Source organism: Actinoplanes sp. NPDC048988 (assembly GCF_043197815.1).
GTDB lineage: Bacteria > Actinomycetota > Actinomycetes > Mycobacteriales > Micromonosporaceae > Actinoplanes.
The window spans coordinates 164,222-190,398 of the sequence record NZ_JBICTW010000015.1 but is presented as its reverse complement, the minus strand read 5'-3'; the positions used below and the strand labels follow the sequence as shown (position 1 = coordinate 190,398).

Here is a 26,177-nt window from a genome sequence, read left to right as displayed (position 1 = left end):
TCCGCCTACTTGAGCTGGACAGCGAGCTGGGCGAGTGCGTGCAGCTGCAGCTCGGTGTAGACCCTGCCCTCGAAGGCGCGGGCCAGCTCCGTGGTGGAGAGCACTCGATCTGCCCAACCAGGGCCTACAACGACGGCGGCTAGCGGCAGCTGCGGAAACTGCGCGGGCAACGGCTCAAGCTGTCCGACGCTCTTACGCACGGTGCCGCCATCCCTGGCACTCGCGATCGTGACACCGAGGATGGGCTCGGGCTCATGGTCCCTGTCGCGGCGGATGGCGCAGACCTGCAGAGGACCAGCAGCCGGCCCGAGTAGTTCGTGCCACAACTTCCGACCAAGGTCTCGCTGCGTGAGCATCTCGATACCCTCTGCTCCGAGCACCGCGCCAAGTTCGTCAGTGAGAATGCCTACGAGGAGGTTATTCGTCCGATTACGGTGTGCCAGCCAAGCTCCACCAGCGCCTCGCTGCGCGAGCAGAAGCGAAAAGGGCACCCCGTGCTTGTAGAGATTAGCGACGAGATCCCACCCGGTGGCTGTCTGCCCCGGCACACCGAATAGGTGCTCGATAGCGCGCGCAGGCGTTGCTCCTGTGATGGCCGGCGCCAGGCGGCCAGTGACGTGCGCGTCGAGAACCTTCCAAGCGGCTTTAATCTGGTTGGTGTTCCACGCGCCATCCGGCTCCCCTGGTGGTGTCGCTGCACCAGCGAGCTTGAGCCTGTCAACGAGGTCGCGGTATGAGAGCCCGGCAATGTCGCACAGGCAGATCATGACGTAGTCATTCTGAGACTGGGCAGCGTGCACCACATCCGCCGAAAGGTTCGCTAGCGAGCCGCCGCCGGCGTGAATAGCAAGGGCATCCAGTGCTCCTTGGTGCTGCGTAGGCGTAACAACCCGGTCGACAGCAAGCAGGTCGGCGCTGCTATCAAGGCGGGAGACGGTCGATCGAGTAACGGCTTGACGTAGTGCTTCCGTTGTCTTAACGGTTTCAGGCAGAACTGCAAGAGCTGCGAATACTTCATACCAGCTGTGCGATGCTGTGCGTAAGTCGCGGCCCTCCGCGAGCCAGGCAAGTGCTTGATCAACATTAGGCTGCGCCGTCGCGGCGATTAGCACTGCAGCTGGCTCGTCCACGACTGCTCCGTCCTCCTGTTGAGTTGCACCGGCTAGAGTATCGGCGTCGATGGCGACTCGAATACCCGGCGCGCCGGTTGGAACCTGTCCCGCCGGATTGACCAGACGACGTCGCTGACAACGAGGTCGTCTGCCACGAAGTACGGTGCACTGTGCGCCAGGATCTGGTTCGACGCTGCTACCAACTTCATCGCGGCGCAGAAGTGACACAGGAGAGATGTCCACACTGCCGCCCGTGATAGCTCAGAGTGCGCCAGGCCGAATTCGGCGAGCTGGCCCGCTTAGCCCGAACCGATCGACACCCTCCTGCCGAGACGACAGGGCATCGCCGCGAACCGCAACGACGCCCTGTCGCCGAACTGAAGACTTCCGCTGGCGCGTACGCCGGCTCAGAAGTCGGACACGCCGGTCGCGCCGGTCGCCCAGCCGGAGGTGTTGTACAAGATCCCGGCCCGCATCCGGAAGTACGTGCCGTCCTTGACGTTCGTGGCCGCGTTGGCCCAGGCACCGGCCGCGATGGTGGTGTAGTAGTTGCACTTGTTGCTGGTCTTGCCGAACATCACGCAGACGCGGATCTTGCCTCGCGTCGTATTCTTGACGTTGATGTCGCGGCACTGGCTGGTGGTCTTGAGCACCGGCGTGACCGAGTAGTTGAACTGGCCGGTGGGGTCTTCGGGGAAGGCGATGCTTCCGTAACCCTCGAAGTGGAACGAGTACGGCGACGCCCGGCAGCCGGACGCGGCCAGGGCCGACAGCGTGCCCGAGCCGGGGGTCGGGTCTCGGTAGGTGGCGGCCTGCGCGGGGGTGGCACCCATCAGCGGCAGGGCCGCGGCGATCGCGGCGGCGACGATCACCAGCAGCGGGGTGCGCCGGCGTCTCCGGGCCGTGACCCGGGTCGCGCTGATCGTCGTGTCGTGCCGTGCAAGCGGCGCGGCGGCGTCGGCGACGGCCGGGGTGGCGGTGGCGGTGCGGGTCAGGGTGGTGTTCATCGCAGTGCTCCTTCGAGCTCGGTGACCGGATGGTCGATGTGGTTGGTGGTGAACTCTGGCGCGAGGACCTGGCCGGTGGGGCGTGTCGTGTCGTCGCTCGAGGTCAGGGCGAGCGTGGTGGTGCTGCGGGTTCTCGCCGGTCGGTGGTGGCGGCCGCGGCTGCGGTGCACGACGGGGGCGCCGATGACCAGGAGCGTCGCGAGGACCGGGAGGATGAGCAGGGCGTTGCCGAGGCCGATGTGCATGGCGGCGCCGCCGATGATGGCCGGCCCGGTGACGTAGCCGAGGTAGCCCAGCGCGGCGACGCGCGACAGGGCCGCGCCGGGTCGGGCCGGGTCGAGGCCGCCGGCGGTGGAGTAGAGCAGCGGGACGACGCAGGACAGTCCGGCGCCGAGGCAGGCGAACCCGGCGATCGCGGTGGCAGGTGTGCCGCCGATCAGGCCGAGGGCGAGGCCACCGCCGCCGATCAGGCCGCAGCCGCGTAGCAGGGCGGCAGGGGCGACGGCCGCGGTGAGCCGGTCCCCGACGAGCCGGCCGAGGGTCATGCTCGCGGCGAAGGCCGCGTAGGCGGTGGCGGCCATGGCGGGTGTCGCCCCGATGCGGGTGAGGTAGGTGCTGGCCCAGTCAGCGGCGGCGCCTTCGCTGATCAACGCGCTGAAGGCGAGCAGGCCCAGCAGCAGGACCCGGGTCCGCGGGCGGCGCTGCGCCGCCTGGGCGGCCGGGGATGCCTGCTCTTGGCTGGTGGGGCTCGAGTCGGGTGCGGGGATGAGGCGGTGAATCGACCATCCGGCCGCCGCGGTGGACACCACGGCCACGGCGGCGAAGGCGTCAGCGACGCTGAGGCCGATGTGGGCGCACGCGGCGGACAGCAGGGCCCCGGCGACGCCGCCGATGCTGAACAGCGCGTGGAACGAGGTCATGATCGGGCGGCCGTACGCGGTCTGGCATGAGACGGCCGCGGCGTTCATGGCGACGTTGAGGGTGCCGTGCAGGACGCCGAAGGTCAGCAGGGCGGCGGCCAGCATGATCCAGGTCGGGGCGTGCCCGGCGAGCAGCAGCGCGGCGCCGAGGCCCAGCGAGGGCCAGACCATGACGGTGGTGCTGCCGTGCCGGTCGATGAACCGGCCGGCGGCGCGCATGCCGAGCAGGCCACCGACGGCGAGGAGGAGCAGGCAGATGCTCAGCTTACTGTCGGCCATTCCGATGTTGTGCTGGATGGTGGGGATCCGAGCGGTCCAGGTGCCGATGGTCATGCCGGCGATGCCGAACATCAGGCTGATCGCCAGCCGGTAGCGGCGCAGGACATCGGGCACGGCGGTGTTCGTGCTGGGCTGGGTCTGCAGGGCGAGGGTCATGAAGAGGTTCTCCGCGAGAGGTTCAGGGCGGCGCGGCGGCAGCCGAAGCGGCTTCGGGTGCGGGGCCGGCTCGGGGCGCGGTGATGCCGGCGGCATCACCGGCCACTGCGGTCAGCCGACGGTGGCGCAGGCGGTTCCGAAGCTGGTGTAGCCGTTGACGCTGCCGGGCTTGGTCGAGCCGTTGTTCCACCAGAACTTCGAGCAGATCTTGGTGCCCTTGGCGTAGTTGCGGTTGACGTTCCAGGTGCCGGTGGTGACCTCGGCCCCGAAGATCGACTTGGAGCAGTAGTCCTTGTCCTTGCCGCCGTTGGAGTCGGCGTAGTGCTTGCCGTTGATCAGCACTTGGCTATGGCCGTACCGGCACGTTTTCGCGTACAGGGCGACGCGGCTCTTGATCGAGTTGACGTGCAGCTTGCTGCCGTTGACCGCCACGCAGCTGGCGAAGGCGTCGCCCTTGCACTTGTCCGCGCTGGCCAGCGCGGGCGTGGCCACCGTCAACGTCAGGCCCAGCGCCGCGGCGGCAACAGCGGCGGCACGAGCGAGGGTGTTGTTCATGGCTGCCTCTTTCCGGGAAGGGTGGTGGGTCCCCGGGGTCCGCGGCACGAGCAGTGATGCGGTGACGCCGTCACCGGAGCCGGCCGCGACCGCACCGACGGGTGTCCGCCGTCTCGGCAGGAGCCGCGCTACTGGATGCGGTGCGGGGCAAGACGGCCCAGGGCTGGGTATCGATCGCTTCCTTCACGACCCTGCCCGCCCGGAACCCCGCGATATAGCTGTCCACCGCTGTCTTGGGCTGTCCCGCAACGCGGCGGGAGCCAGCCCCCTCGGCGTCGCCGAAGCCTGATCGCGGAGCCGATCGGCAGCCGCGAACCGGCGCACCGCGGCGTCAGTGGCGCGTTCGGCGTGATTCATCAAGCAGCCCGGGCGACTCGAGCGCGCGGGTCCTCGACGTACGCCTCCCCGGCCAGCAGGATGGTCGTGTGGACGAGACGGCCAGCGCTTCAAGCCAGGTCCCCGCCGACGTCGGCGCCCTCGATCACCTGCCCGGCTGGCACCCAGGCGAGCAGCTGCGACGAACTGACAAGGCCGTCACCATCGCCGGCCGCTGGCACGGACATGACGTGGTCGCCAAGCAGCTGACCAGCTCCGAGCGGCACTGGGTCAAACGCTTCACGCACGAGGTCAGCAGCTACCGGGCGTTCACGGACGCGCCGCCGCCCTGGCCGGTACCGCGACTGCATCATGCCGGCCGCCAAGTGCTGATCATCGAACGGCTGCCCGGGAAATCCCCGCACACCGACCGCTACCCACCCCGGCTGCCCGGGCGCATCGTGACGGGCATGATCGATGCACTGACCGGCTTCGCCGCGTGGCAGCCTCCCCCAGGACCGCTGAGCATGCCGGCCACCGACTGGCCGGCCCGGATCCGCCGCTACGCCGCAGCCGGAGACCTGCCCGACGACGTTCAGCAACCGCTGCTCGAAGCGGTCACCAGCGCCCCGCTGGTCTTCGGGCACGGCGATCCGCTGGCCAGCAACGCCTTGGACGGCGCCGGTCAGCCGCTGGTCTTCGTCGACTACGAGTTCGCCGGCATGTACCCGCCCGGCGCCGACCTCGCACTTCTCGGCCTGTGGCTGGGCCGCCACGATCCCGGCGCCGAGCAACGATGCGCCCAGATCGCCGCGGCCAGCGGATCGTTGAGCCGTTACCAGGCGATGCGGGTCCTGTGGCTCGCCCGCGAGCAGCGGCTCTACCAGGATTTGTTCGACACGGTCGACGACCGCAAGCACCGGCAGTGGCTCGATGACCAGGCTGTAGACGCGATCGCCGTACTGTGCCTGGCCGTAGGCTGTCGGTGAATCTGGGTCAGGCTGGTGTATCTCTGAGCGAGTTCAGCCAGCGGGGGTCACGGTTCGTCGGTGGCCGTCTCATGCTGCCGATGCCTTCTGATCCACTCTTCGACATCGTCCATGTGCCAGACCTTGCCTTGCACCAGGTCAGCAGCGGGACGTGGGAAATCATCGCGGCGAGTGATCTGGTAAGTCCGCTGCCGGCTGACCCCGCCGAGTCGGATTCGGATCTCATGGGCGCCCATCAAGCGAAGCGGCTGACCTGTCATGAGACAACTCTAGTCGCTAAGCTAGGGTCCAGCCCTCTGAAGTCCGCGTCAGCGGAGGCAGTTCGCCGCTGGTTAGGAGCTTCTTCAGGTAGTCGTGTTCGCTTTCGATGCGAGGCCGATCGGTGCTCGACACCCAGGTGCTCCGGTTGTAGGGGCGGCCGTCCGCGCGGGCTGGCGGGTTCCACGTGGCGGCGTAGATCCGTTCGACCGACGAGAACCCAGCAGCTAATTGATGTATCTGTCTCCTCTGCCACCACTTGGTGACGGCGATGACGGTCCGGACCGGGCCGAGGCGTTCCTCGATGAGGGGGCGAGCGAAGAGGACGTTCTCCTTCGAGGTTTGAGAGCGTCGCTCGACAAGCAGCTGATCAGGGGTGATCCCGTGTGATTGGAGTAGCTGCGCGTGGGCGTCGCTCTCCACATGGGCAGGGTTGCGGCGGTTGGGGCCGCCGGTCAGGACGATCAGCGGTGCGAGCCCGACTCGGAACGCCCGTAGGGCGGGCGTGATGGCGTCCGGCAGGGTGGAGCCGAACACGAAGATCAGGTCGGCGGTTCCGAGCCCCGGCGCAGAGGCGTCGACGAAGTCCGCGATGTCTTCGGTCACCGACATGGCGACCACCCTGGCCTATCGTCCTGCCTTTCGCCGGCCGGTGCGCGCCGGAGTGCGAGGTTGGCAGTTTGCAGGGACCGGTCGTGGATCATCGCGGTGCCGCGTGGCAGGTATCGGTGTTCTTGGCGTGCAGGCGCAGGTCCCATCCGGACGGCTGGTGGTCGCCGGTAGGGGTCAGGGTGGTGGTGTAACGGTCGGGGCCGGGCCGGGCGGCGTTTTCCCAGCTGGTCAGCCAAGTGCGTAACGTGGCCAGCGACGGCGAATCTGGCCGGTCCGCGATGAGCGTTCCGTCGTCGAGGATCGCGGCGGCCGACTCCGGTGTGCTGTGGCCGATGCCGCGGTCCTGGCCGCGGGCGGTGATGACGCTCAGCTGGGGGTCGCCGGTCGCCGCGAGGTGGGCGGTCAGCGAGCGCCAATCCAGTGGCTGAAGCGGGTAGCGCTCGCGGTGCCCGGGCTCGAGCAGGCGCTCCAGGGTGGTGCGGGCGCCGGTGTGCTGCAGGTCGTCCTGGTCGCGCCAGCCGATCGCGATCCAGGACGGCTGTGGGCCGGGGATGCTCCAGTCGACCCAGCGGCCGGGAATCGTGGTGGGGTCGTCGACCTGGGCCAGGGTGCTTTGCGCGTAGCCGCCGAACACCGCGGTCTCGACCTGAGGGTTGCGGCCGGGACCGAGAGTGATGGTGGTGATCATCGTCAGAGACGGCAACGGTGCGATCGGCAGACATACGACCATCCGCCCGTCGACCGCCAGCTGTTCCACGAGCACGCGAGGCAGCTGCGCGGGCGTACACCACACCGCGACCCGGTCGAAGATTGTTGCCTGCTGGCGGATAGTCAGGCCGTCACCGGTCACGCAGCGGACGGTGCGGATGCCCCGCTGCTGGTGCAGCCGGTCCGCGCAGCGCGTCAGGTGGTCGCTGACGTCGATGGTGACGACCTGCCCAGACGGGCCGACGAGCTCGGCGAGGAGCGCACTCGAATAGCCGGTCCCGGTACCGACGTCGTAGACCCGGTCTCCGGGACGCACGCGGAGGCCTGCCAACTCGCGGCGGATCGCGGCGGGGTCGGACCAGTGTCTGGTCGCGCCGCGGTGCGGGTCGTTCAGGTAGTAGTCGAGGGGTACGCGGGTGATCGCATCGTCGATCGAGACCACGCTCTCTCCTTCCGGCGGTGATCGCGGCAGGCGGTGGGTCCGGCCCTCAGCGCGCGGCGACTGCTGCACGCAGCTGCGGCGCCGTGCGCCGAGGTAGCGCTGCGAGCCGGTCATCGTTGCCTCCCGGCGTCCGCGCGGATAGCGGTGACGTAGCGGGCGACGGCCCGGCGGCTGCGCAGGTGAACGACGGTGGCTCCGGGGGCGTGCTCGCGCAGGCAGTCGTGGACTCTGGGTAAGTGACGGACGCGGTACGTTGCCACGTACCGCAGGACGTCGATCGTGATGCGGTCGTATACGCCGTCGGCGTGTTGGCCGCCGCGGTAGCGCAGCCGCCGGACAGCGATCCCCGCGAGGCAGACCAGTGGGTGCGGGTCGAGGACGATGATCGTGTCCGCAGCGGCGGCGCGGATCGGCAGGCTGGCCAGGCTGTTGCCGTCCGCGATCCAGTGCGAGCCGGCCACGAGCTGACGTTGGGCCGCGACGAACTCCGGCTCGGGGACCACATTCCAGTCGGCGTCATAACGCAACTGGTCCAGATGGGTCACCGGCAGGTCAAGCAGCGCGCCGAGCGTGCGGGCCAGGACTGTCTTGCCCGCGCCGCTGGCACCAAGAACCGCGACCCGCTCCACAGGTATCCCCCTTTCATGATGATTGTGGTCGGCACCCTGCACGACGCTGAGCCCCTTTGCCCGCCGCGGTTGTCGGCGGCAGGACCGCGTTGCTCGGCGCGGCATCGACGCAGACGCGCGAGCATATGGTCGAGCGTTGTCATAGTTTGTGGCCGGGCCAGGTGATCGCGGTCGTGGTGTACCGGCGCGGCACCAGCAGCTGTAGCCCGCTGCTTTCGGGGAGCCGGGTGCCGGCCGGGTGCACGGTGATCAGAGGTCCGGACCCGCCGCGGTGCTGCTCGTCCCAGACGGTGAGGAGGTCGACGAGATCGGCGACCAAGGTGCCGGCAGCAGGCCCGTAGCCGTGCGCCCCGAACCGCCACGTCTCCGCGTCCTGCTTCTGCAGGGTGAGATAGGCGAAGCTGTCGTCGGTCAGCAGGGTCGGGCAGAAGAACCGGTCCTGTGGGTCCAGCAGGCCGACGGTCTTCTCGCGGTCGACCGTAAGGATTCCGTACGGGCGGGGCTGGCTGGCCAGCCACAGATGCACCGACTCGAACGCGCTGCCATCATCGAGTGCGACTGTCACGGTCGACCACTGCTGCACGCCCGGCTTGTCGAGCGCGGCTCGCAATGCGTCCTCGTCGACGTGGGTGGTGGGGTCGTCCAGCACCAGGACGGCGTCGTCGCCGCGCAGCGGCACGCGGCGTACGGGGTCGCGGCCGTGGCCCTGCATCGATACGAACCCGCACTGCAACGCCGCCGCCGCGACCAGATGATCGCCATCAGTCTGCAGAGTCAGGCAGCGGGTGTGTCCACGCATCCGCAACGGGATCACGAGCACGCCATCGGGGGCGAGCTGCTGGATCCACGCTGGCGGTACGTCGCTGGTCTCGACCGTGACGATCACGGCGTCATAGGGGCCGGCGTCGGCATATCCGTGCTCACCGTCCGCGCAGATCACCTTGACCTGCGGGTAGCCGGCTCGGACGAGCCCAGTCCGTGCGTTGGCGACAACCTGTGCGTCGATGTCGACGGTGACCACTGTGCCGGCCGCGCCGACCACCTCGGCCAGCAAGGCCGCGTTGTAGCCGCCGGAACCGATCTCGAGCACCCGCGCTCCTGGCTTCAGCCGGGCGGTCTCGATCATGTACGCCTGAAGCCACGGCGCCGAGATCGAGCTTGTCGCTTTCCCATCCGGGCCTCTCCGGGTGACCACCGTGTCGTTGGCGTAGGCAGCCTCGAGGCTGGTGCCGTCAGGGGCGAACAGATGGCGCGGTACGGCCGTGAACGCCGCGGCTACCGCGGGCTGTTTGATCCATCCTCGGGCGATAAGCTGGTCGACCAGTTGCTGCCGGACACGCTCGGGAACGTGATCCTGCACGTCGGGGCTGACGGACACGGGCACCTCTTTCAACATCATGAGGGCGGATACGGGATGAGCAGCCGCCTGACCGACGGCACCCGGACCTGTTCGCCGCGAAACTCGGCTTCCAGAAAAGTCGGGTAGTCGTGGTGCTCGCTGAAGTTCACCCGTCGGCCCGGACTGAGGATTCGGATCCGGAAAGTTGGCATCGCGAATGAATTACTTGGCCGGTCATGACATAGCGGTACCGGCCGAAGAAGGCACGCCGCGAGGCGGCGCGCACATCAGGTCGCCGACGGAGGGGATTCTGTCGCCTACCCGAAGGAACACCCGTATCTCCCCGTAGCCATCGATGCCGCTGATCCGAGTGTGCCGGTCAGGTGCGGTCGCCCGGCGGGCAGGTTGTGCGCCATCAGTTGGCTGGCGACAGTCGGCCGCTTCATCCACCACGACACCGACCGTGCTGTTCAGGCTCTCCGGGTCGGCTTGATGAGCGCCTCATCGCAAGAGAGATAGACACGGTACGAACGTGCGGTCATTGCAGGACGGAGGGGCAGTCCCGACGGGAGAATATAAGGTCGCTCATTTCCGTGACTTCGTGGTGCCAGCGGCGGGGCACGGAGAGGCTGCGTTTTGTGTAGCTGCTGGCGGCGTAGCTGTTTCCGATTTTATAGCAGTGGAAACCTGCGTCGCGAAGGGGACCTATCACGTCGGCGCTTGTCCGACCCTGGCGGACCAGCCGGCGAGGGGATACCTCAATGGCGATTTCAGCATCGGCTCGAAGTCGGCCGAGGTGGGGCGCCAATCCGTCTATCACGTCGGCCTCGGATCCTTCGACGTCGATTTTGATGATGCGAGCACTCTCAAGTTCCTTGGCGCTGAGCAAGGCGGGAAGGGATGCGGCCGTTGCGCGGAAGCTGGGTAGGATCTCGATTCGTGGGCGAACGCTGGTCGTACCGCCGAGGTTGCTGCGGTCCTTGATATAGAACGGCAACTCGCCAGCTGTTCCCGCAACGGCGCTGCTCACTACGCGGATATTGCGATAGCCATTGTTGGCTGCGGTCCGCTCAAGGGATGCTGCGAATTGCGGGAAGGCATCGATCGCAACTACCCGACCTGAGGGGCCGACCAGTGATGCGGCGAGGAGGGAGAAGTGGCCGACGTTGGAGCCGACATCAATGAAGGTGTCGCCGGACTGGAGCCGACTACGGATCCAGGCGGTCAGATTGGGCTCCCAGGTGCCGAACATGTAGAGGTAGCGCTGGATGAGGTCCTTGGTCACCACGGGAATCCGAGCGCCATATCGGGTGCGCGTGATGGTGCTGATCGGATGGCGTTGTAAATGTCCGTCAAGGGCTTCAGCTAAGAACGCAGCAAGGCGCCCGGCTGGGCCGTGACGGACATAAGCGCGTAGCAGGCGCGCAGGCATCATGGAGGTACCTCTGGTTGACTTCTGCCAGCTGTGTGGGCGGTGACCACGGATCAAGTGAGCTTTCCTTGATGATCTTTCGATCGCCGGTTCGGAGTCGGCAGGTTTCGTTTGCGCGCAGCACTCGCGCAGCGCGGCATTCGCATGACCGGCGGCCGGTGGTCCGCTCAGGAGCTGCGCCCTTCTCCGGCAGCTCGGGCATGCTGGGATCGAATTTCGTAACCGAGCAGATCGACAATGTTGAGCTCGACGGCGATGCCAGCGGCGACACGCATGACGTCGGCGAGTTCTGTGGCGAGGTTCTGCGGGACGAACTCGCCGTGTTTCTCCCGCTTGAGTCCGGTGCCGGCCCAGATGTTGATTTGCTCGGCGACCTCACCGGTTTCCTCCGCTAGCTGAACGACTCGTTCGAAGGCTCCGTGCTTCTTCGGGAACTTGTCGGTGAGCAGCTGCGAGGTGGCGATGAGCAGCGTGAACAGGTCCTGGGTGCCCGGTTCGGTATCAACGGCATCAACCGTGGTGCCGCTCGTTGCTGAGCCCGTCATGGCTGGACTTCCTTCCCTCCGTTGTGTCGAACGTCGGGCTGGTCAGCGGTGCAGTTGGTCCGTAGGTGGGCGAGCGAGGCCGTTCCGGGGACGACCACCATTGCTGGGGATCGCTGCAGCAGCGACTGCAAGAGGTGTGTCGCGATGGTGGGATCGTTAGCGGCACCGGCCAGGTCGGTGCCGGCGTCGAAGGGCTTGTAGGCGACGTAGGCGAGACCGTGTTGCTCGCAGTAGGGCAGGACCGGGTCGGTGGTCGTCAGCCCGTGCTGGTTTTGCACAGCGGCGATCTCGGTGATGGTGCGGGCTTGCCCTACTTGGTTGACGGAGACCTTGGACAAGCCGAGGTGGCGGATCTTGCCAGCCTGGCGGAGTTCGTCCAAGACGCCGAGTTGGTCGGCGAGCGGTACCTGCGGGTCGATGCGGTGCAGGTAGTAGAGGTCGATGCAGTCGACGCCGAGTCGGCGCAGGCTGAGCTCGACGCATTGTTGGAGGTACTCGGGCCGCCCGCACGGGCGCCAGACGTTGGGACCGGGGCGGGCCAGGCCGCCTTTGGTGGCGATGACGACCTCGTCGGGGTAGGGGTGCAGCGCCTGCCGGATGAGCGTTTCGACGGTGTGCGGGCCGTAGGCATCGGCGGTGTCCAGGTGGGTGATGCCGAGTTCGTGGACTGCCGTGCGCAGGACCTCGATGGCGTTGTCCGGATCCTGCGGGAGGTCCCAGTGGCCGGGCCCGGTCAGCTGCATGGTGCCGTAGCCGAGCCGGCGCACGGGCAGGTCTCCGCCGATCATGAAGCGAGACGGCATTGTGGCAGGTGGGGCGGTGGTCATGGCCGGGCGCCTTTCGCCGTGGCCGGCGCCAATTAGGGTCCTAGTCGAACAGGGTCCCCTGGTTCGCCGGGCTGGGTGGTGTCGCGGGTGATGCCGGCGTGGTCGGTATGCCGGCGACGTCGAGCAGTTGTTGAAGGGTGGGTTCGCTGGAGAAGTGCTGACGGATCAGCGCGGGGAGGAGCAGCGCCGCGCCGGTGGTGTCCCACAGTGCCCGGTGCGGGCGGCTGGCCGGTGCTGCGGTGGTGACCGCGCCGGTCAGTCGAAGGCGGGCGAGCAGGTCGGTCAGGCTGAGCTTGCCGCTCAGGTCAGCGGTTTTCGCCAGGCGGTAGGTGTCGATCAGTCCGGCGAGCGTGAGCTCGGGCAGGTGCCGGTGCAGCAGCCGCCAATCCACGCTGACGTTGTGGCCGACCAGGTAGGTTCCTTGCAGCCTGGCGAGCAGCGTGTCGCGGATCTCGGCGAAGGCCGGCTCACCTTGTAAGGCCAGGCCGCTCAGTCCGGGTGAGATCCACGGTCTCGCGGGGATCGGCCGGCCCGGGTCGAGGCAGGTGGCGTAGGCGGTGGCCATGTCTGGCTTGCCGTTGACGAGCCGGATCGCGGCGATCTCCAGGATTTGCTCATCGTCGCGTTCTTGGGCCCCGCTTCCCTCGAGGTCAAGGGCGACCAGGTTCGCCGTGTGCCAGGACTGATAGGCTGAGGTCACCGCCTGCACCGTACCGGCCCGTCAGTCGTCTTCGGTACGGGCCACGAGCGCGAACTGGTTCCTCACCCGATCGAAGTCGGCGGCCTGTTCAGGGCTGAGGTCGTGACCGGTCAGAGACCGGCCGTGGGCGCCGAGCACGTGCGGTGTGTCGATGTCCCAGATCTGGTAGCCGAGATCGTGCTGGATGGCGTAGCGGCGCTGCTCGCCGAGCCCGGTCGTCCAGACGTGTCCGTCGTCGACCTCCCAGGGGGTGTCGAAGCCGAAGTGGTCGAGCACGCGGCGCATGTCGGCGTCGGTGGGTTGCTTCAGCGCGTCGGCGCAGCGTTGTTGTTGCTCGAGCGGGCAGATGTCGCAAAGCTCGCGGACGCCCCAGTGGCCGTTGTAGTCGAAGGTGGTGTGGGCGAAGGCGACACCGCAGGAGGTCTTGCGGAACAGCGGGGTGGTGCTGCCGGAGTCGCGCCAGGCGGCGACGACGCGGGCGTCGAGGTCTGCGGCCATGGTCTTGCGGCGGTGGTATTCGTCTTCGCTGTAGGGGACGTCGACGCCGAGGCTTTCGAGGTAGGTGGCGTTTTCCTGCTTGTGGTACAGGCCGGTGAACACCATCGCGTCGACGTCACGGCCGACGTCGAGGACGTGCGCCATCGTCTCGGGGCTGTCGTTCCAGCCGGGCGTGATTGGCCGCCAGTACAGGATCACCCCGGTCCGGCGGCGGTGCGCGGCCGCGGTCCGGATGGACGTGACGGTCATGTTGCTCTTGGAGATCGGCTCGATCCGGTCGTCGCTGATCCCGGAGTACGTAAACAGCAGCGTCACCCGCAGATGCTTGAGGCTTTCCAGGAAGGCCATGTCGTCGGCGGTGACCTTGAATCGGGTGATGACCAGCATGTGGTTGGTGAACCCGCGCTCGTCTAGGGCGGCAAGGACCTGGAACAGGTGCGGTTTGACGCCGGGCAGGAACGGGTCGGTGGCCTTGTTGAAGATCTGCAGCGGGGTCGTGTGCGGCTGGAACATCGGGTGACCGATCAGCTGCTCGATCGCCTGCTCGGTGGGGACGAGCAGCTGCGGGACCTTCATATCGAAGTTGCCCCAGAAGTGCCGCACGCAGTAGCCGCAATTCAGGGTGCAGCCGACGATGTGGTTCAGCGACAGGCCGCTCTTGCGGTTGCCGATGATCTGAGCGATGTACGGGTCGAGCTGGGTCTGTTCCCCGGCGGGCATGAGGCGCAGCGTGCGCGGGCCGGGGGCGAAGCTGACGGAGACGGGCATGGTCATTCGAGCTCTCCGATCACGGGGATGAGGGCAGGAGCAGGGACGGGCGCGTGCAGCAGGTGCCGGTTGGCGGCGCCGAACCAGATGTCGAAATCGGCGGGGACGACCTCGGTGGTGTCGGAGCTGTGGATGAGGTTGTCGATCAGCCGGCCCTCGGCGCTCGCCTGCGCGAGGCTGTCGGCGGCATACCGGCCGCGGATGGTGTCCGGGCCGGCGGCCGCTGGATCGGTGGGTCCGAGCAATGCCCGTAGACGCGCTGCCGCGTCCGGGCCGTAGCCGAGCGCGACTGCGGCCGCCTGGCCGACGTAGATGCGTCGCAGTTCGGCGGCGACGTCACGGCCGAGTTCGGCTGAGCGCGGCAGCATGTCGGCGTAGTGGGCGAAGATCTGCGCCTCGGTGGGGAACACGACGGTGACGTGCTGAACGGTCAGGTGTTGCTCCACCATCGACAGGACCGGACTGAGCAGGTCTCGCGCTAGGCAGTCGGGTTTGAGCAGGATCACCGTCCAGTGGTCCCAGTCGATAGGCCGGCCGGTCATGCCGGCTGACCCGCCACGTCGGCGGCGGTGATCCGGTCCGGCCACCGGTGGGCGAGCAGCCACCGGTGGGCGGCGGTCAGCGCGATCGCGGTGTCGTCGCTGACGTGCTGGCCCGCCTGGATCTGGCGGTAGGCGTCGAACAAAAGCAGGACCTGGCGCCAGAAGTCCGGCAGCGGCAGCTCGCGGGCGGTCTCAGCGGTCAGCTCACCGCGTCCGGTGCGTAGCGCGGACTCCCGGTCCAGGAGCAGCTCTAGTTCAGCCTGGCTCAGACCGGGCATCGGCGTGCCCGGGAATGGCGGTGCCGGCGTGGTGTCGGCCTCGTGGAGGATCGCGCGGACCTTCTCTTGGTCGAGGACGTTGATGTGCATCGACCCGACGTGGTGGGTGTAGCTGCCGGGCTCGACGCCGAGCTGGCGGGCGGCGAGCTCCTGGATCATCGTGAAGGAGAACGTGTCGCACAGCAGCCCGATGACCGCGTCGTTGCCGCGCATGTAGCCGGTCGCGTGCAGCCGTCCGCCGCGGAGCATGAACTGCAGCCCCAGGGTGCAGGCGACATCCGGGTTGTCGACGCCGATCGGCTCGTGCGGGCGCATGATCACCATTGCGGCGCGTTTGCTGTCCGGGTCCTCCTGCAGCGTGCGCAGGCATCGGTCGAACTGCGACAGGCCGTCGTCGCCGTCGGGGCCGAAAAGCCGCGGCCCGTACGCGGTGCCCGTCAGCGTGGTCCCGTCGGTCGACAGTTTCGCCAGCCGCGGCGCGTAGTAGCTGATCATGGCGACGTCGTTGCGGCCGGCCACGTACCACAGCAACTCGGCGTAGTTGAACACGATGTTGGTCTTCCGCGCCGCCAGGAACGGGGTGCGGCGGGTCACGTCGGTGAGCCGGAAGCTGATGTTGGGCACCTCGAGGCCGTCTTTGCCGCGCCCGGACGTCTCGTGCTCGGGGTCGTCGAGGATCCGGCGCAGTACCGCGACGTAGGCGTCGGCGAAGGTGTCGTAGTCGGGCGGGGTGAGCATCAGCAACTCCTGGTGGTGAGAGGCGGGCCTGCGTCGGCGAGGTCGCGTAGCGCAGCGAGCAGGACCGTTGCTTGCCGCGAGGTGCGGTACGGGTCGAGCATGTCCAGGCACGAGCGGATCAGGGCGGCGTGCTCGGCGGTTCCGGCGATCCGCTCGATCCAGGTGATCTTGTCGATGACGTCGGCGGCGTCCTGGACGTGCAGCGCAGCCGGGGTGAAGGCGTCGGCACCAACGCTCTCGGCCGGGGTCAGGGGCAGGCACCCCTGGGTGATCGCCTCGAACAGCCGGGACCCGAACGCGCCGACGGTGCGGTATCGCTCGGGCATCAGCAGCACGGTGGCCAGGGCCTGCGCGTGCAGCCCGGCCACCTCAGCGAATCCGATGCGGCCGGTGAAGTTCACGTGCGGCCAGGCACCCGTGTTGGTCCACTTCCCCGCGACGCGGTGGGTTACGCGGGCTGCGGCAGGCGCGAAGTAGCGGTCGAACGCGTCGTCGCGGTCGTACTGGTTGCCGACATACACCAGCGGCAGAGGTCGAGGCAGACCAGCCAGATGCTGCGGGTCGGCGTTGTCGAGCAGATCGTCGGGGACGGGGCAGTTCACGGTGATCCCGCCCGGCCCGGGCCGCAGGCCGTATTCGGCGACCCGCACGTTCGCCAGCGTGCGCACAGGATCGTCGGCCTGTAGCTGCCGGTCTTGGTCCCAGATGATCGTGGGTAGGCGACGCAAGCGGGTGTAGTGGTCGAGTAGCTGCTGTTGCCGATGCAGATCGCAGGTGTGCCCTGCCGATCCGCAGACGGTGGTGTTGCGGCCGGGTAGCGGCCACCGCCACTCGTAAATGATCGCGTCCAGGTCAGGGAAACCGTCTTCGAATGTGTAGGAGCCGGCAAGGTCGACGCCGGCCTCGCTCAAGTCACGGTTGGCTTGAACGAATACGACGTGGTTGCCGGCTTGCTGGAGCGCATCAATGACAGGTCGGCGGTAACTACGACCCCCGTCCGGGGTATCCAGCACGCCGCCACTGAGAAAGCCCCAGAAGCTGTACCCAATCCGCAATCGTGTCTCGGCGGATTGACCAGCGCCGGCGAGGGTGAAACGCAGATCCTCGACCATGAAACGACCTTCCGAGTCGCTTGATATGTATTCGCGCAGCCGACAATTTATGAATCAGAGGCAGGCGGGGTCGCGCCCACACCTCGACAAGGGCAGCGTGGGGACGGTTATCAAGTCTGAAATTGGAGAGGAATCGCTTTGCTAGGGCAAGTCAGGCCTAACTGTCATGCGCGGCGCCATTCTATCCGGATGACGAAGACGCCTATCTCAGAACGGGGTTGGGCGACGTTGTCTCGCCTTTCCACCCGCGGTGCTTAGCCCATTGCGATGTCCAGTCGGCGAGTTGGTGCATCCAAGGCGCTGTCGCCTGTGCCGACTTGGAGGCCCATTTCTCTGCGTTCTTCGCCGCGAAGTGATCCAAGACCTCCGGGTCGGCCAGCTCCCACGCTGGCTGCTGCGCCAGCCACTGTTCGGCCTGCTCCGCAGTGTGTCCAGCGCTGATCAGCCAGGGGGTGAGCATGGCCAGTTCGACCCACGGGGCGGCCTTGGCCGCCATCGCCCAGTCGACGATGCGCAGCCCTCGCGGGGTGACGATCAGGTTGGCCGGGCCCAAGTCGGTGTGCACGAGTGTGTCGCCGGCCATCGCCGGATGATCGAATCCGAGCCGCCCTTTCGGACTGAACAACGCCACGTCGGGTGCTGGCGTCTGTCCGAGCACCTCGAGCGCTTCACGGAGGAGATCCAGATCGGCGCTTCCTGGGGACAGGTCAGCGTGCGGGCCGTCGCAGTGCTCGAAGCCCGCCACCAGCCAACCGGCCGCCTCGAAGTGCCAGGCGACCGCGGGTGAGTGGGGCCCGCTGACGGCCTCACTCACCCGCAGCTCGAAGCGCAATGACCGGACACCAAAATCGGTGTGGGCCGCCTTGACGAACACCTTCCCGTTCGTCCCGGTGACGGTTGCGGCGATCTCCGCGTGGTCACCGGTCGTGGCCGGGGTGATGTGGCAAGTTTCGCCGGTTCGGTTGGCTACCTCTGTGGTGACGGCCTCGGGCAGCTCGGTCCAGTCAATGCGCATTGCTCAGTTGCTCCTTCAGACGCCCGGGTTCGGCGGGCAGCAGGACTTCGCCTCGCCGTCCCAGAATTCGGGGTCGATGTAGTAGCCGGTCGCCTTCAGCGCCTGGCGGGTGTACTCCATGGAGGAGCCGTCCGCCATGCCCTCGGTCAGGATCGGCACGTGGTGCACGAAGCCTCCCGCGATCTGCTCGCAGGCGGCGGCGTACGGCTCGGTGTGTTGCAGCGAAACGTGCCAGGCCGCGTCGACGGGCTCGGTCGGGACGACGCGGTACGCCCGGCCGTCGGGCAGCAGCCGGCCGAAGTCGGGGTCGTGCTGCGAGTCGGCGTGCGCCTTGAGCATGAGCAGCATCTGCCCGACGGCCCGCCGGGCGTAGGTCTTGGTGACCTCCTGCACGGCGGCGAAGTGCAGGGCGAGCTTGTCGAAGGTCTGCGCGTCGATGAGGGCCTGGGGGTCCTTGTCGGCCTGGACCGGCAACGTGGGTGTGAGGGTCACGACTGCTCCTTGGGGGTTATGGATCACCGGCGCCTGCTGCACCGGAGGAATCCCTTGATCAGCGAGACGTTGGCTGGCCAGCGGGGCGAGGCCGCGGCGCGTGAGAGACGTAGTCGACGTTCGGCTCGGTACGGGCGATGTGGAGCAGCTCGTCGGCCAGAGCACCGACGTCGGCGTCGGCGAGCCACTGAGTCAGCAGGTCTCGCGCCCCGGCGACCTGCGTGGCGAAGGCGACGGAATCGACAACACTGGCGGGCGGGATGACGCGCCGCAAGGGTGTCGAGGAAAGCGCGGCTTGGGCCAGCTTTCCCGCGATCCAGTAGCCGGTGAGCTCCCGAGCCACGAACGTCACGTGCACGCTGTCCTCGGTCTGGCCACGAGCGTGCGGGTTGTGCACCCAGCCCCGCGGGAGGACCAGGACCTGGCCGGGGCCGAGGTCGAACTCGAAGTCAGGGTGCATCGACTTCGTGCGCTCGATGACATCGCTGCCCGGTGGCGTGTTGGACGCGAACTGCTCGTTGTGGGGTTCCTCGACGCCGGGCTCCCAGAGCTGCCAGGTCTTGCGGCCGGAGATCTGGTAGATCAGACCCAGGTTCTGGTCCCAGTGGTGGTACAGGCCCTGTCCCCCTGCCGGGGTGACGAAGCCAGTGGCGTAGCAGCCGTACCCTGTCTCGTCCTGAATCGCCGCACAGATCCCGTGTACCGGGGGACACCAGCGATTGAGGTTGCGTAGTTGGACGGTGTAGCCGCGGCTGCGCCACTTCGCGATCTTTGCGGGATCTAGATAGCCGCCCGTCGTATATGCGCGGGTGTGCAGCGCTGCGCCGTCCTTGATCACGATGAGTTGTTCTGCCGGCGCGGTACCGGTGTCGAGGTACTCGTTGATCAGCCCTGAGCTGACGAGGCTGAGAAGACGGCTATCGTCTGGGGGCTTGTGAAGCGTCGGCTCGGTCGGCCATGCGGTCATGAATTCGCCGACCGTGGTGTCGCCGATGAACATCGACAGAGACATTCCGACCTCCAAGGGCGGGAAGAAGTTCCGACGGATGCAATGACTGACCAAGCGCTCCCTCTATGGGCATACGCAAACGAAGACCATGATATGAGGCCCCCTGGATAAGAATGCGTCACCGGTTTGGCGGTAGTTGATTTCTTTCCTGCATTCACAATCGCGGAAAGCTCGACGGGCCGGAACTACACCGTCGTGTGCACCGTTCGCGGCCCGCTAGGTGCACATGACGGTGCATAGCCAGGGAGCGCCTGCTTGGTCGACCGATGCACGCCGTCACTCATTGTTGATCGACAATGGGGCCTACTACCGGCAGCAAGATGGCTGAGTTCCTTAAAGCGAATCAACTGGCCAAACCTCTACGAGAAGCGCCTGCCGAAGACGTGCCCCGAGCGCACTTGGAGCCACATCGAATATATCTACAGGTGACTCAGCGTCAGGTAGAGCAGATTCAGAGCAGAAGACCCCGCGGCGGGGCCACGGCGCAGCATCATGTTGACAGATGTGCGCATCCCGAGTTCTCGGCATACGGCCCCCAGCGCACGTCTACCAAGCGTGACGGTAAGTCATCAGCGCCGCAAGAAGGCCGCAGAGCTGTTCGGGCACTAAGATTGACAGCCAACAAAGGCGGGCGGCAGTCGGATTCGCCTCGGCGCAACCCTATCGACACCTGGCGGCGGCATATGCAACAAATAACGCTCGTTCAATCGGGCTATTTCTGCCTGATTACGTCAGCAACTCCGAGAGCGTCCAGATGCTTCGCAAAGGAATCGACAAGGCTCACCAACAGGGCCTTTCCTTTATCTACGTTCGCTGCGCCGGGTTTGCCGATTACACCATTCGCAGTGTAGGGTCCCATGCCGTGCACAAGTAAAAACTCTCGATCGTTGGCAATGCTGTCGGCCGTCAGCGCGCCCTCCCTGACAGCGTCGGGGTAGGAAGCAAGGAGTATTGATACTTCAAGCTCGCCGGCGTGCATGTCTTCGTGCGCGTCGGACTCTAGCGCCGCTGCTTGGCGTGCCGTATCCCAGTCAGTTCGGGTCGGGAAGAGGCTCATGGAGCCTGCCCTTTCCGCGTTGGCTGTTTGGACGACATTGCTTAGCACATAGTTGCCGCCATGGCCGTTGAGAACTACAAGGTGATTGATCCCTTGAGCTCTCAAGGATGCCTCAATATCCGTCACGATGTAGGCAAGCGTGTGGTAGCTGATACTAACCGTGCCGGGCCATTGGGAGTGCTCCTGCGAGCAGGACACTGGCAGGGCAGGTAGCAGCAGGACGTTGTACCGGGCAGCGACGCCGGCGCCAATCGCGGCAGCTACGAGCGTGTCTGTGGCTAGAGGCAGGTGATCGCCGTGCTGCTCAAAGCTGCCGACCGGCAAGACGGCTACGACGGGTTCGTCGCGACGCACATCGGCACTGGTGATGCTCGGAATCTGGTCCACCTGATCATTTTGGCAGTAGATCCGCCAAGGCTGCTCGATGCGCAGTGAGGAACTCCCCGACGGGGCCATGGTGCGCGTGTGGCCGGAGCCTCACCGCCAATGGCAGCAAGGCCCGAACGGCACGTGCGGACGTGCCACGGCTCGTCGAGCTGAGTACATCGATCCCGCCAGCTGCTGCTTGTCTCGCGTCTCTGTGCGCCAGCGCGTCGGCGCGGTAGACCATCCACATACTCCTGTCGACCGGAGCCACCGGCGCCGCATCGGTGAAGATCTCGTCGATAAGAGCGACTGCTTCGTCGGGACGGCCAAGAAGGTGGAGGCAACGGGCGCGAGCGGCCAGCACGTAGCGGTGGTCGCAGTGCTGAGCTATGAGGTCTTCGGGCCGCTGGACGGCAGCGTCCGTTCTTCGTGTGGCCGAAGACAAGACCTCGAGGCTCTCTTCGTGACCGGAAAGCGCGAGCCCTTCAGCAAGACGGGCGAGACACAGCGCCCGAACCTTTGGGGGTAGGTCTTCTTCACGAAGCGCCTTGCGGGAAAGGTCGACCGCCCTACGCGCGTCACCATTATCGAGCGCCTTCTGACTCCGGCGCATCAACATATAGCCCTTGAGGGCCTGATCATTCGCGTCGATAGCTTTGACATGCGCGCGGTTGAGCCAGTTATCGCCTTCGTCCGCCCCGCCATTATCAGATGCCCAGCTCATGAACTCGGCCCAGCGGGCTTCCGCAAACGCCAGAAGGCCTCGGGTTTCTCGGCCACTACGTCGCAGGCGATCAAACGCTTCAAGATTTCGCCGGACCAGCGGCTGGACTGCCGTCCATCCAAGACGGTTCGCCGACTCGGTAAGGCTGTCTAATATGACCACCAATTCTTCAGGACTTTCGGACACGTCCAAGCAGTCGGCCGCATGCTCCTGAACGGCCCATGCGTCTCGATCAGGCTCCGGCTCGCCTTGTCGACGATGAGAGGCGCGGGGGTGCGACGGCGCCGAGCGGGTTGGTCGGCGCCGTTCAGCAACCAGGCCGATCCCTGCCGGACTGCCGGCTCGTAGTGTGAGGCAGAGAGCCGCCAGGCGTTCGGCACACATGCCCCCGCCGATGCGGCCTTGTTCGATCCTGCCGATCCAGTTCTCGGTCATCGGCTGGTGCTCGCACGAAGCCATGATTGGCTGCTGGTTGGCATGGTCCGCAACAGCCAGTCGCGACAACCCTAGCGCCTCGCGTGCTGTCCAGAACAACTTGTTGGGCTCGAAGTCCCTCTTTGCCACCGCGGCGCGCTCCCGCCCGACTCATCCCAACAGGACCAGATCGGCCATCATCCCAGCACATTCAGTCACAACGCAACCACTCGAGCGCCGCTCCGCACACCCCTGAGACCGCGGAGCTGCATGCATCACGGGATTGATAACCATCATCATCCCGAGTGTCAACGAGCTAGCTGCGCGAACGGGATCCAACGAGCAGTCGTGTCACCGGCGCGTATTGAGTCGAGGCGTCTCTGAAACTCTTCAGCTGCGTGGGGTTCGCTCGCGAGTCGGGGCAGTGCACCGACCACCATCTTTAGTTCCCGGGCGTCTCGGAGCAGGGGCCAAGCGCGGTCTGTGGTGATGTCGTAGCCATACCCTGCGACCAGTTGAGCGTGACCTCCGGGCCGGCGGAACCGCGCCTCATTCACCGGCGTGGGGACCAGGTCCACTAGCTGCGGGCCGCGGCAGGTTCCGTCGAAGTCGCACAGCAGCACTCGACCGTCGGTTCCTCGAAGGAGGTTGGCCTGTATGGCATCGCCGTGGACCAGCCCTATTGGCTGCTGGGCGATGTAGTCGTCGAGGCGCGGTTCGAGGCGATCGCACCAGTCGAGCAGATAGTTCCTGTCACCGTCGTCAAGACCCTCGGCGTCTTTGACACGCGTGCGGGTATCACCGAGCGGGTCCCAAAGAGGTAGTGGCTCGTCGGGCAGCCCGAGTCCATGGAAGGTACGGAGGACATGTCCGAGTTCGGTGACCGACGGCTGGGGCTCCCGTGGCTCGATGAGCTGCCAGACCGTGGCTAGAAGGTCTCCATCGGCGATGGGCTGTGTCATGCCGTGTGCAAGTCGGATGGTTGGTGCGTCGACTAGGGCGAACCAATCTCCCAGGAGGACGTTCTTGTAGGTGCGGTCGCGAAGTCCGAGGCTCCGGTTGATTCGGATGACCAGCCCGGCGGTGGGCAGCGCGAACGCGGCGTTGTTGGCGAGTCGTAGCAGGGTGGCGTCGTCCGCGACGGCGCCGATGTTATCCGCCATGCGACGCATCGCGTCCCACATGGCTGACTCGGTAAATCGGCCGTTTTCGCTCACGCGGCGACTCTAACGGGTTGCGGAAGGCTTGCTAGGAAGTCGTCGACGGCGCTGTTCCCTCGGTAAGCAATGGCATCGCGGCGGAGGTTGGCGATGCGGTCGACGACTCGTGGTGAGTTGATTTGGGAAGCGGCATGCAGCAGGTGGGCGCCTTCGGCGACGGCTCGGTCTGGATCGCCGGCGAGGAAGTACGAGGAGGTCAGGCCCACGCGGTTGAGAATCATGCTGCGGACGCTTGAAGGCCCTAGTTCGGCGATTGCCTTGCTGTTCCAACGGACGGCTTCCACGCCTTGGTCGGGATCGCGTCGCGCCCAGTCCCTGTATACGCGGCCATACTGGGCGTATACCTCGCCGATGTCGCGGAAAGCAAGACGGTTGGGCTCGTTGCCAGCCACGATATTTGAGTGGGCTGCAACGGCATCTTCCAGTGCGGCGCGGGCGGCGTCGAAATCTCCTAGGGCTGCAAGCGACGCGGCCTCGGTACCACGAACGGTCGCGGTGAGCGCAGGCGTCGCGGTGAGACCGCGATGAGCCAGGGCAAGTACCTGCAATGCCTCGCGGTTGTCGCGTTGGTGTTGGAGTTGTTTCGCTTGTCCATAACGCACGAAGGCGAGAAGTGAGCGATCTCCGGATTCGGTCGCGAAGCGCTCTGCGGCGGTGAAATGCCGACTCGCTCGATCGAACTGCATGGCATCGAAGGCAGTCCAGCCAGCAAGGTATCGGAGCTCTGCGAGGGCGACGAAAAGTTGGGGCTCAACGTCCGCGGCCACTTTTTGGTGCACCAAGTTAGGGGCGAGTCGAGCGACATTATCAATTTCTTCAACAAATATTCCGCCGCCGGCTTGTCGGTCGGCTGTGCGACAAAGAGCGGTAATCTTCGTCAGCTGTTCGATATCAGCAATGCCGATAAGCCTGCGCGGTAACTGCTCAGCGCCGATTAGCCCCAGCTCGGCGGCAAGTGCTCTCAGCGTGTCGAGCAGTGGGCGTCGGTTGATGCGAGCGACATCAAATCTCTCGTTAACTCTTTGCTGCTCTTGGGATTCGAGCGATCTTGGGTCGCCTCGCTCGGCTACCAGATTCGGTAATGCTCGCCGTGCAAGGGTCGGAGCCGAGCGGGTTGGGAGTCTACGTTCGGCAATTAATCCGATATCAGCGGGATCGTCAACCTGAAGAGACTTACAGATTGCCGTAAGCCTTTCGTGGCACATGCCGCCACCGATTCGCCCCTGCTCGATTCTGCCGATCCAGTTCTCGTTCAGCGGCACGTGCTTACAAGCAGCCATGGTCGGCTGCTGGTTAGCTAGATCCGCCAGCTGGGCCCGGGACAGGTTCGCGCGAAGCCGGGCACGCCAGAAGAGCTCGTTCGCAATAGGGTTCTTCTTCGGCATCGCCCCTCCCAACGGCTGGTTCGTCCTGATGGGACCAGGTCGGTCATCATCTCAGCACCAACGGCGCCCGTGCAACCAGCCCTGCGTCTAGGTAAGCGCGCGAGAGATGATCTTGCTTCCAGCGCGCCAGCCGATGTGACGTCTTGGTGAAGCTACCGAGAGAAGTTGAAAGCTCCTTCCTTAATATCTGTCACGAGTTGGCGGAATACATCGGGCTCGAGCTCAATGACCGGGCCCGTGGGGTACCTCGAATTTCTTAAAGCGATCGTGCCGTCGGAGGCAGTGCCAACTTCAACGCAGTTGCCGCCTCCCGTACTCCGCCCCGACTTCGTGAAGGACTGGTACACCCGGCCCGACGCGCTGGTGTAGGGGGTGGTCATGCTGATCTCCTTGCTGATTGAGACAAGCTTTCGGCCTCAGCGACCAGGAACTCCAATGTCTCAGCTGGACTGAGGGCAGCTGAGCGGAGCAGCCCGAATCGGTGACGATAGGCAGCCGTCTTTGACGGATCCGTGATGAACAGGTCAGAGTCATCAGTCTCTACAGCGACCACCTCGAGGCCTTGAAGCTCCCGGTAGTGGTAGATAGAGAATGACGTTGCTGGGATCGCCTCGCTCGGTAGAGGTACCCCAAGGCGGAGAAGCCGGACCGATACCTTCGAGTTCTGAACAGCCATTCCGACGATATGGTTGATCTGATCCCGAATCACCGGGGCCGCAGCCACGGCCCGACGCAGCACCGCCTCATCAAGAATGACTTCGTATCCACGCGCAGTCAAACCGGACAAGACCTTCTGGCGTAGAGACCTCGCTTCCACGGCTCTTTCCACAAGAAACCGCTTCGAATGGTACGTTCGATCTGCCTCGGCTCGACCTGTGGCATATTCCTCAGTCTGCAGAAGACCTGGAAATAACGTTTGGCTGAACTCGCAAATCGCCGCGCCGACCTCTAGGTCTGCGTACGTCGCTTGACGGGATCCCATTTCAATGCTGAAGCGATCCCACCATCCGCTTCTCTCCGCCTCAGCAGCGGCATATAGCAACTCTTTCTGATCTTGAGGTGCCACATCCAGCGCGTCCAGAATCTTAGATATGTCTTGCACACTCGACTTGCGTTCCGCCTTCAAGAGATAGCTGATCTTGCGTGGGTCCACACCCGCCTTGCGGGCTAGTTCCCCGGCAGTGCAACCCGAGCGCTTGACGAGCTCGGCTAGCTCCGAGGCCAGCCAAAGCCGGCTGGCGAGTGGGCTGATCAATGCGACCTCCGGGTGCGGACGCTACATCGCGGCCTCATCATGAGGCCTCGGTGGCGGCATCGTATCCCGTCCCTCAAGCCTCTGGATGTCGGGTTTTCGAGTGAAGCTAAATATCCCCAGGTAGATCGACTGTGCATCTTGATGTGCACCGTCATGTGCACCTAGAACTAGGTACACCTCACGTTGCCGAGTGCATACGACGGTGTAGTTCCCCTTGTCCACGCTTTCCGCGATTGTTGCAACACGCCAGTGATCGAGCGCACATGGACGGGTTCACCAGCGTATCTCCGTGATACCAGGGAGGCGAACATGGCTGTACTGAGAATCGAAAGTATGCTGCCGTGCTCCGTCACCGAGAATCCGTCAACCATTAGCGAGATGAAGGATGCTGCGGTCCCTGGCCGGCCGAATCCTCGCGACCCTTCGACGTATGCATCGACGAACGAAGCATTACGGACGAAGCCTCTGACAGCTCCGGG

General features: G+C 65.7%; 27 protein-coding genes. 1 reads left to right on the top strand and 26 read right to left on the bottom strand.

Translation table 11 applies throughout. From position 1 onward, the window contains the following. Positions 1-5 precede the first annotated feature (5 nt). From ACGFJ7_RS35520 to ACGFJ7_RS35505, 4 genes are all read right to left on the bottom strand, one after another. Entirely contained in the window at positions 6-1,130 is a 1,125-nt protein-coding gene (locus tag ACGFJ7_RS35520; RefSeq protein WP_392646282.1) for a hypothetical protein, read from the bottom strand. 389 nt (positions 1,131-1,519) lie between these two features. Next, complete coding sequence (locus ACGFJ7_RS35515; RefSeq protein WP_392646280.1) at positions 1,520-2,119, bottom strand: hypothetical protein; 600 nt, start codon at positions 2,117-2,119, stop codon at positions 1,520-1,522. After that, positions 2,116-3,474 (bottom strand): MFS transporter, encoded by a 1,359-nt coding sequence (locus ACGFJ7_RS35510; RefSeq protein ID WP_392646278.1) that lies wholly within the window; start codon positions 3,472-3,474, stop codon positions 2,116-2,118. Before ACGFJ7_RS35510 ends, ACGFJ7_RS35515 begins: the two co-directional genes overlap by 4 nt. Before the next feature lie 111 nt (positions 3,475-3,585). Further along, complete coding sequence (locus tag ACGFJ7_RS35505; protein ID WP_392646276.1) at positions 3,586-4,029, bottom strand: hypothetical protein; 444 nt, start codon at positions 4,027-4,029, stop codon at positions 3,586-3,588. A 425-nt stretch (positions 4,030-4,454) separates the two neighbouring features. Here ACGFJ7_RS35505 and ACGFJ7_RS35500 point away from each other — a divergent pair, with 425 nt between their 5' ends. Beyond that, positions 4,455-5,333, top strand: coding sequence for an aminoglycoside phosphotransferase family protein (locus tag ACGFJ7_RS35500; protein WP_392646274.1), 879 nt, complete (start codon positions 4,455-4,457; stop codon positions 5,331-5,333). 47 nt (positions 5,334-5,380) lie between these two features. Here the strand turns inward: ACGFJ7_RS35500 and ACGFJ7_RS35495 are convergent, their stop codons facing one another. From ACGFJ7_RS35495 to ACGFJ7_RS35390, 22 genes are all read right to left on the bottom strand, one after another. Beyond that, positions 5,381-5,593: a helix-turn-helix transcriptional regulator gene (locus tag ACGFJ7_RS35495; protein ID WP_392646272.1), complete on the bottom strand. Its 213-nt coding sequence runs from the start codon at positions 5,591-5,593 to the stop codon at positions 5,381-5,383. Positions 5,594-5,609: 16 nt separating this feature from the next. Further along, positions 5,610-6,203 carry a YdcF family protein gene (locus ACGFJ7_RS35490; protein WP_392646270.1) on the bottom strand — a complete coding sequence of 198 codons (594 nt, stop codon included), beginning with the start codon at positions 6,201-6,203 and terminating at the stop codon, positions 5,610-5,612. Between the two features lie 88 nt (positions 6,204-6,291). Continuing rightward, positions 6,292-7,353 carry a protein-L-isoaspartate O-methyltransferase gene (locus tag ACGFJ7_RS35485; protein WP_392646268.1) on the bottom strand — a complete coding sequence of 354 codons (1,062 nt, stop codon included), beginning with the start codon at positions 7,351-7,353 and terminating at the stop codon, positions 6,292-6,294. A 110-nt stretch (positions 7,354-7,463) separates the two neighbouring features. After that, positions 7,464-7,982, bottom strand: coding sequence for a topology modulation protein (locus tag ACGFJ7_RS35480; RefSeq protein ID WP_392646266.1), 519 nt, complete (start codon positions 7,980-7,982; stop codon positions 7,464-7,466). A gap of 139 nt (positions 7,983-8,121) precedes the next feature. Next, the gene (gene fxlM, locus ACGFJ7_RS35475; protein WP_392646264.1) at positions 8,122-9,360 is read right to left on the bottom strand and encodes a methyltransferase, FxLD system; all 1,239 of its coding nucleotides are present in this window, start codon (positions 9,358-9,360) and stop codon (positions 8,122-8,124) included. A 499-nt stretch (positions 9,361-9,859) separates the two neighbouring features. Beyond that, positions 9,860-10,756 carry an FkbM family methyltransferase gene (locus ACGFJ7_RS35470; protein ID WP_392646262.1) on the bottom strand — a complete coding sequence of 299 codons (897 nt, stop codon included), beginning with the start codon at positions 10,754-10,756 and terminating at the stop codon, positions 9,860-9,862. Positions 10,757-10,920: 164 nt separating this feature from the next. Beyond that, positions 10,921-11,298, bottom strand: a complete 378-nt coding sequence (locus tag ACGFJ7_RS35465) for a hypothetical protein (protein WP_392646260.1) — start codon at positions 11,296-11,298, stop codon at positions 10,921-10,923. Continuing rightward, a complete protein-coding gene (locus ACGFJ7_RS35460) occupies positions 11,295-12,086 on the bottom strand; it encodes an aldo/keto reductase (protein WP_392646258.1) in 792 nt (263 codons plus the stop codon). Before ACGFJ7_RS35460 ends, ACGFJ7_RS35465 begins: the two co-directional genes overlap by 4 nt. Before the next feature lie 79 nt (positions 12,087-12,165). Then, positions 12,166-12,825 carry a 3'-5' exonuclease gene (locus ACGFJ7_RS35455; RefSeq protein ID WP_392646256.1) on the bottom strand — a complete coding sequence of 220 codons (660 nt, stop codon included), beginning with the start codon at positions 12,823-12,825 and terminating at the stop codon, positions 12,166-12,168. A gap of 21 nt (positions 12,826-12,846) precedes the next feature. Continuing rightward, positions 12,847-14,097, bottom strand: a complete 1,251-nt coding sequence (locus ACGFJ7_RS35450) for a hypothetical protein (protein WP_392646254.1) — start codon at positions 14,095-14,097, stop codon at positions 12,847-12,849. After that, positions 14,094-14,633 carry a nucleoside-diphosphate kinase gene (locus tag ACGFJ7_RS35445; RefSeq protein ID WP_392646252.1) on the bottom strand — a complete coding sequence of 180 codons (540 nt, stop codon included), beginning with the start codon at positions 14,631-14,633 and terminating at the stop codon, positions 14,094-14,096. Before ACGFJ7_RS35445 ends, ACGFJ7_RS35450 begins: the two co-directional genes overlap by 4 nt. Continuing rightward, positions 14,630-15,649 (bottom strand): thymidylate synthase, encoded by a 1,020-nt coding sequence (locus ACGFJ7_RS35440; protein ID WP_392646250.1) that lies wholly within the window; start codon positions 15,647-15,649, stop codon positions 14,630-14,632. The genes ACGFJ7_RS35445 and ACGFJ7_RS35440 overlap by 4 nt, the downstream gene beginning before the upstream one ends. Continuing rightward, complete coding sequence (locus ACGFJ7_RS35435) at positions 15,649-16,761, bottom strand: hypothetical protein (protein ID WP_392646248.1); 1,113 nt, start codon at positions 16,759-16,761, stop codon at positions 15,649-15,651. Before ACGFJ7_RS35435 ends, ACGFJ7_RS35440 begins: the two co-directional genes overlap by 1 nt. Before the next feature lie 202 nt (positions 16,762-16,963). Next, complete coding sequence (locus ACGFJ7_RS35430; RefSeq protein ID WP_392646246.1) at positions 16,964-17,776, bottom strand: phosphotransferase; 813 nt, start codon at positions 17,774-17,776, stop codon at positions 16,964-16,966. A 15-nt stretch (positions 17,777-17,791) separates the two neighbouring features. Then, complete coding sequence (locus ACGFJ7_RS35425; protein ID WP_392646244.1) at positions 17,792-18,268, bottom strand: hypothetical protein; 477 nt, start codon at positions 18,266-18,268, stop codon at positions 17,792-17,794. 58 nt (positions 18,269-18,326) lie between these two features. Beyond that, positions 18,327-19,280 (bottom strand): JmjC domain-containing protein, encoded by a 954-nt coding sequence (locus tag ACGFJ7_RS35420; RefSeq protein WP_392646242.1) that lies wholly within the window; start codon positions 19,278-19,280, stop codon positions 18,327-18,329. A gap of 709 nt (positions 19,281-19,989) precedes the next feature. Beyond that, a complete protein-coding gene (locus ACGFJ7_RS35415) occupies positions 19,990-20,721 on the bottom strand; it encodes a creatininase family protein (protein ID WP_392646240.1) in 732 nt (243 codons plus the stop codon). A gap of 4 nt (positions 20,722-20,725) precedes the next feature. After that, a complete protein-coding gene (locus tag ACGFJ7_RS35410) occupies positions 20,726-21,988 on the bottom strand; it encodes a hypothetical protein (protein WP_392646238.1) in 1,263 nt (420 codons plus the stop codon). Positions 21,989-22,146: 158 nt separating this feature from the next. Then, on the bottom strand, positions 22,147-23,022 hold the full coding sequence (locus ACGFJ7_RS35405; RefSeq protein ID WP_392646380.1) for a phosphotransferase: 876 nt from the start codon (positions 23,020-23,022) through the stop codon (positions 22,147-22,149). Positions 23,023-23,051: 29 nt separating this feature from the next. After that, positions 23,052-24,443, bottom strand: coding sequence for a hypothetical protein (locus tag ACGFJ7_RS35400; protein ID WP_392646236.1), 1,392 nt, complete (start codon positions 24,441-24,443; stop codon positions 23,052-23,054). Positions 24,444-24,595: 152 nt separating this feature from the next. Then, positions 24,596-24,823, bottom strand: a complete 228-nt coding sequence (locus ACGFJ7_RS35395; protein WP_392646234.1) for a DUF397 domain-containing protein — start codon at positions 24,821-24,823, stop codon at positions 24,596-24,598. Further along, on the bottom strand, positions 24,820-25,698 hold the full coding sequence (locus ACGFJ7_RS35390; protein WP_392646232.1) for a helix-turn-helix transcriptional regulator: 879 nt from the start codon (positions 25,696-25,698) through the stop codon (positions 24,820-24,822). The genes ACGFJ7_RS35395 and ACGFJ7_RS35390 overlap by 4 nt, the downstream gene beginning before the upstream one ends. Positions 25,699-26,177 lie beyond the last annotated feature (479 nt).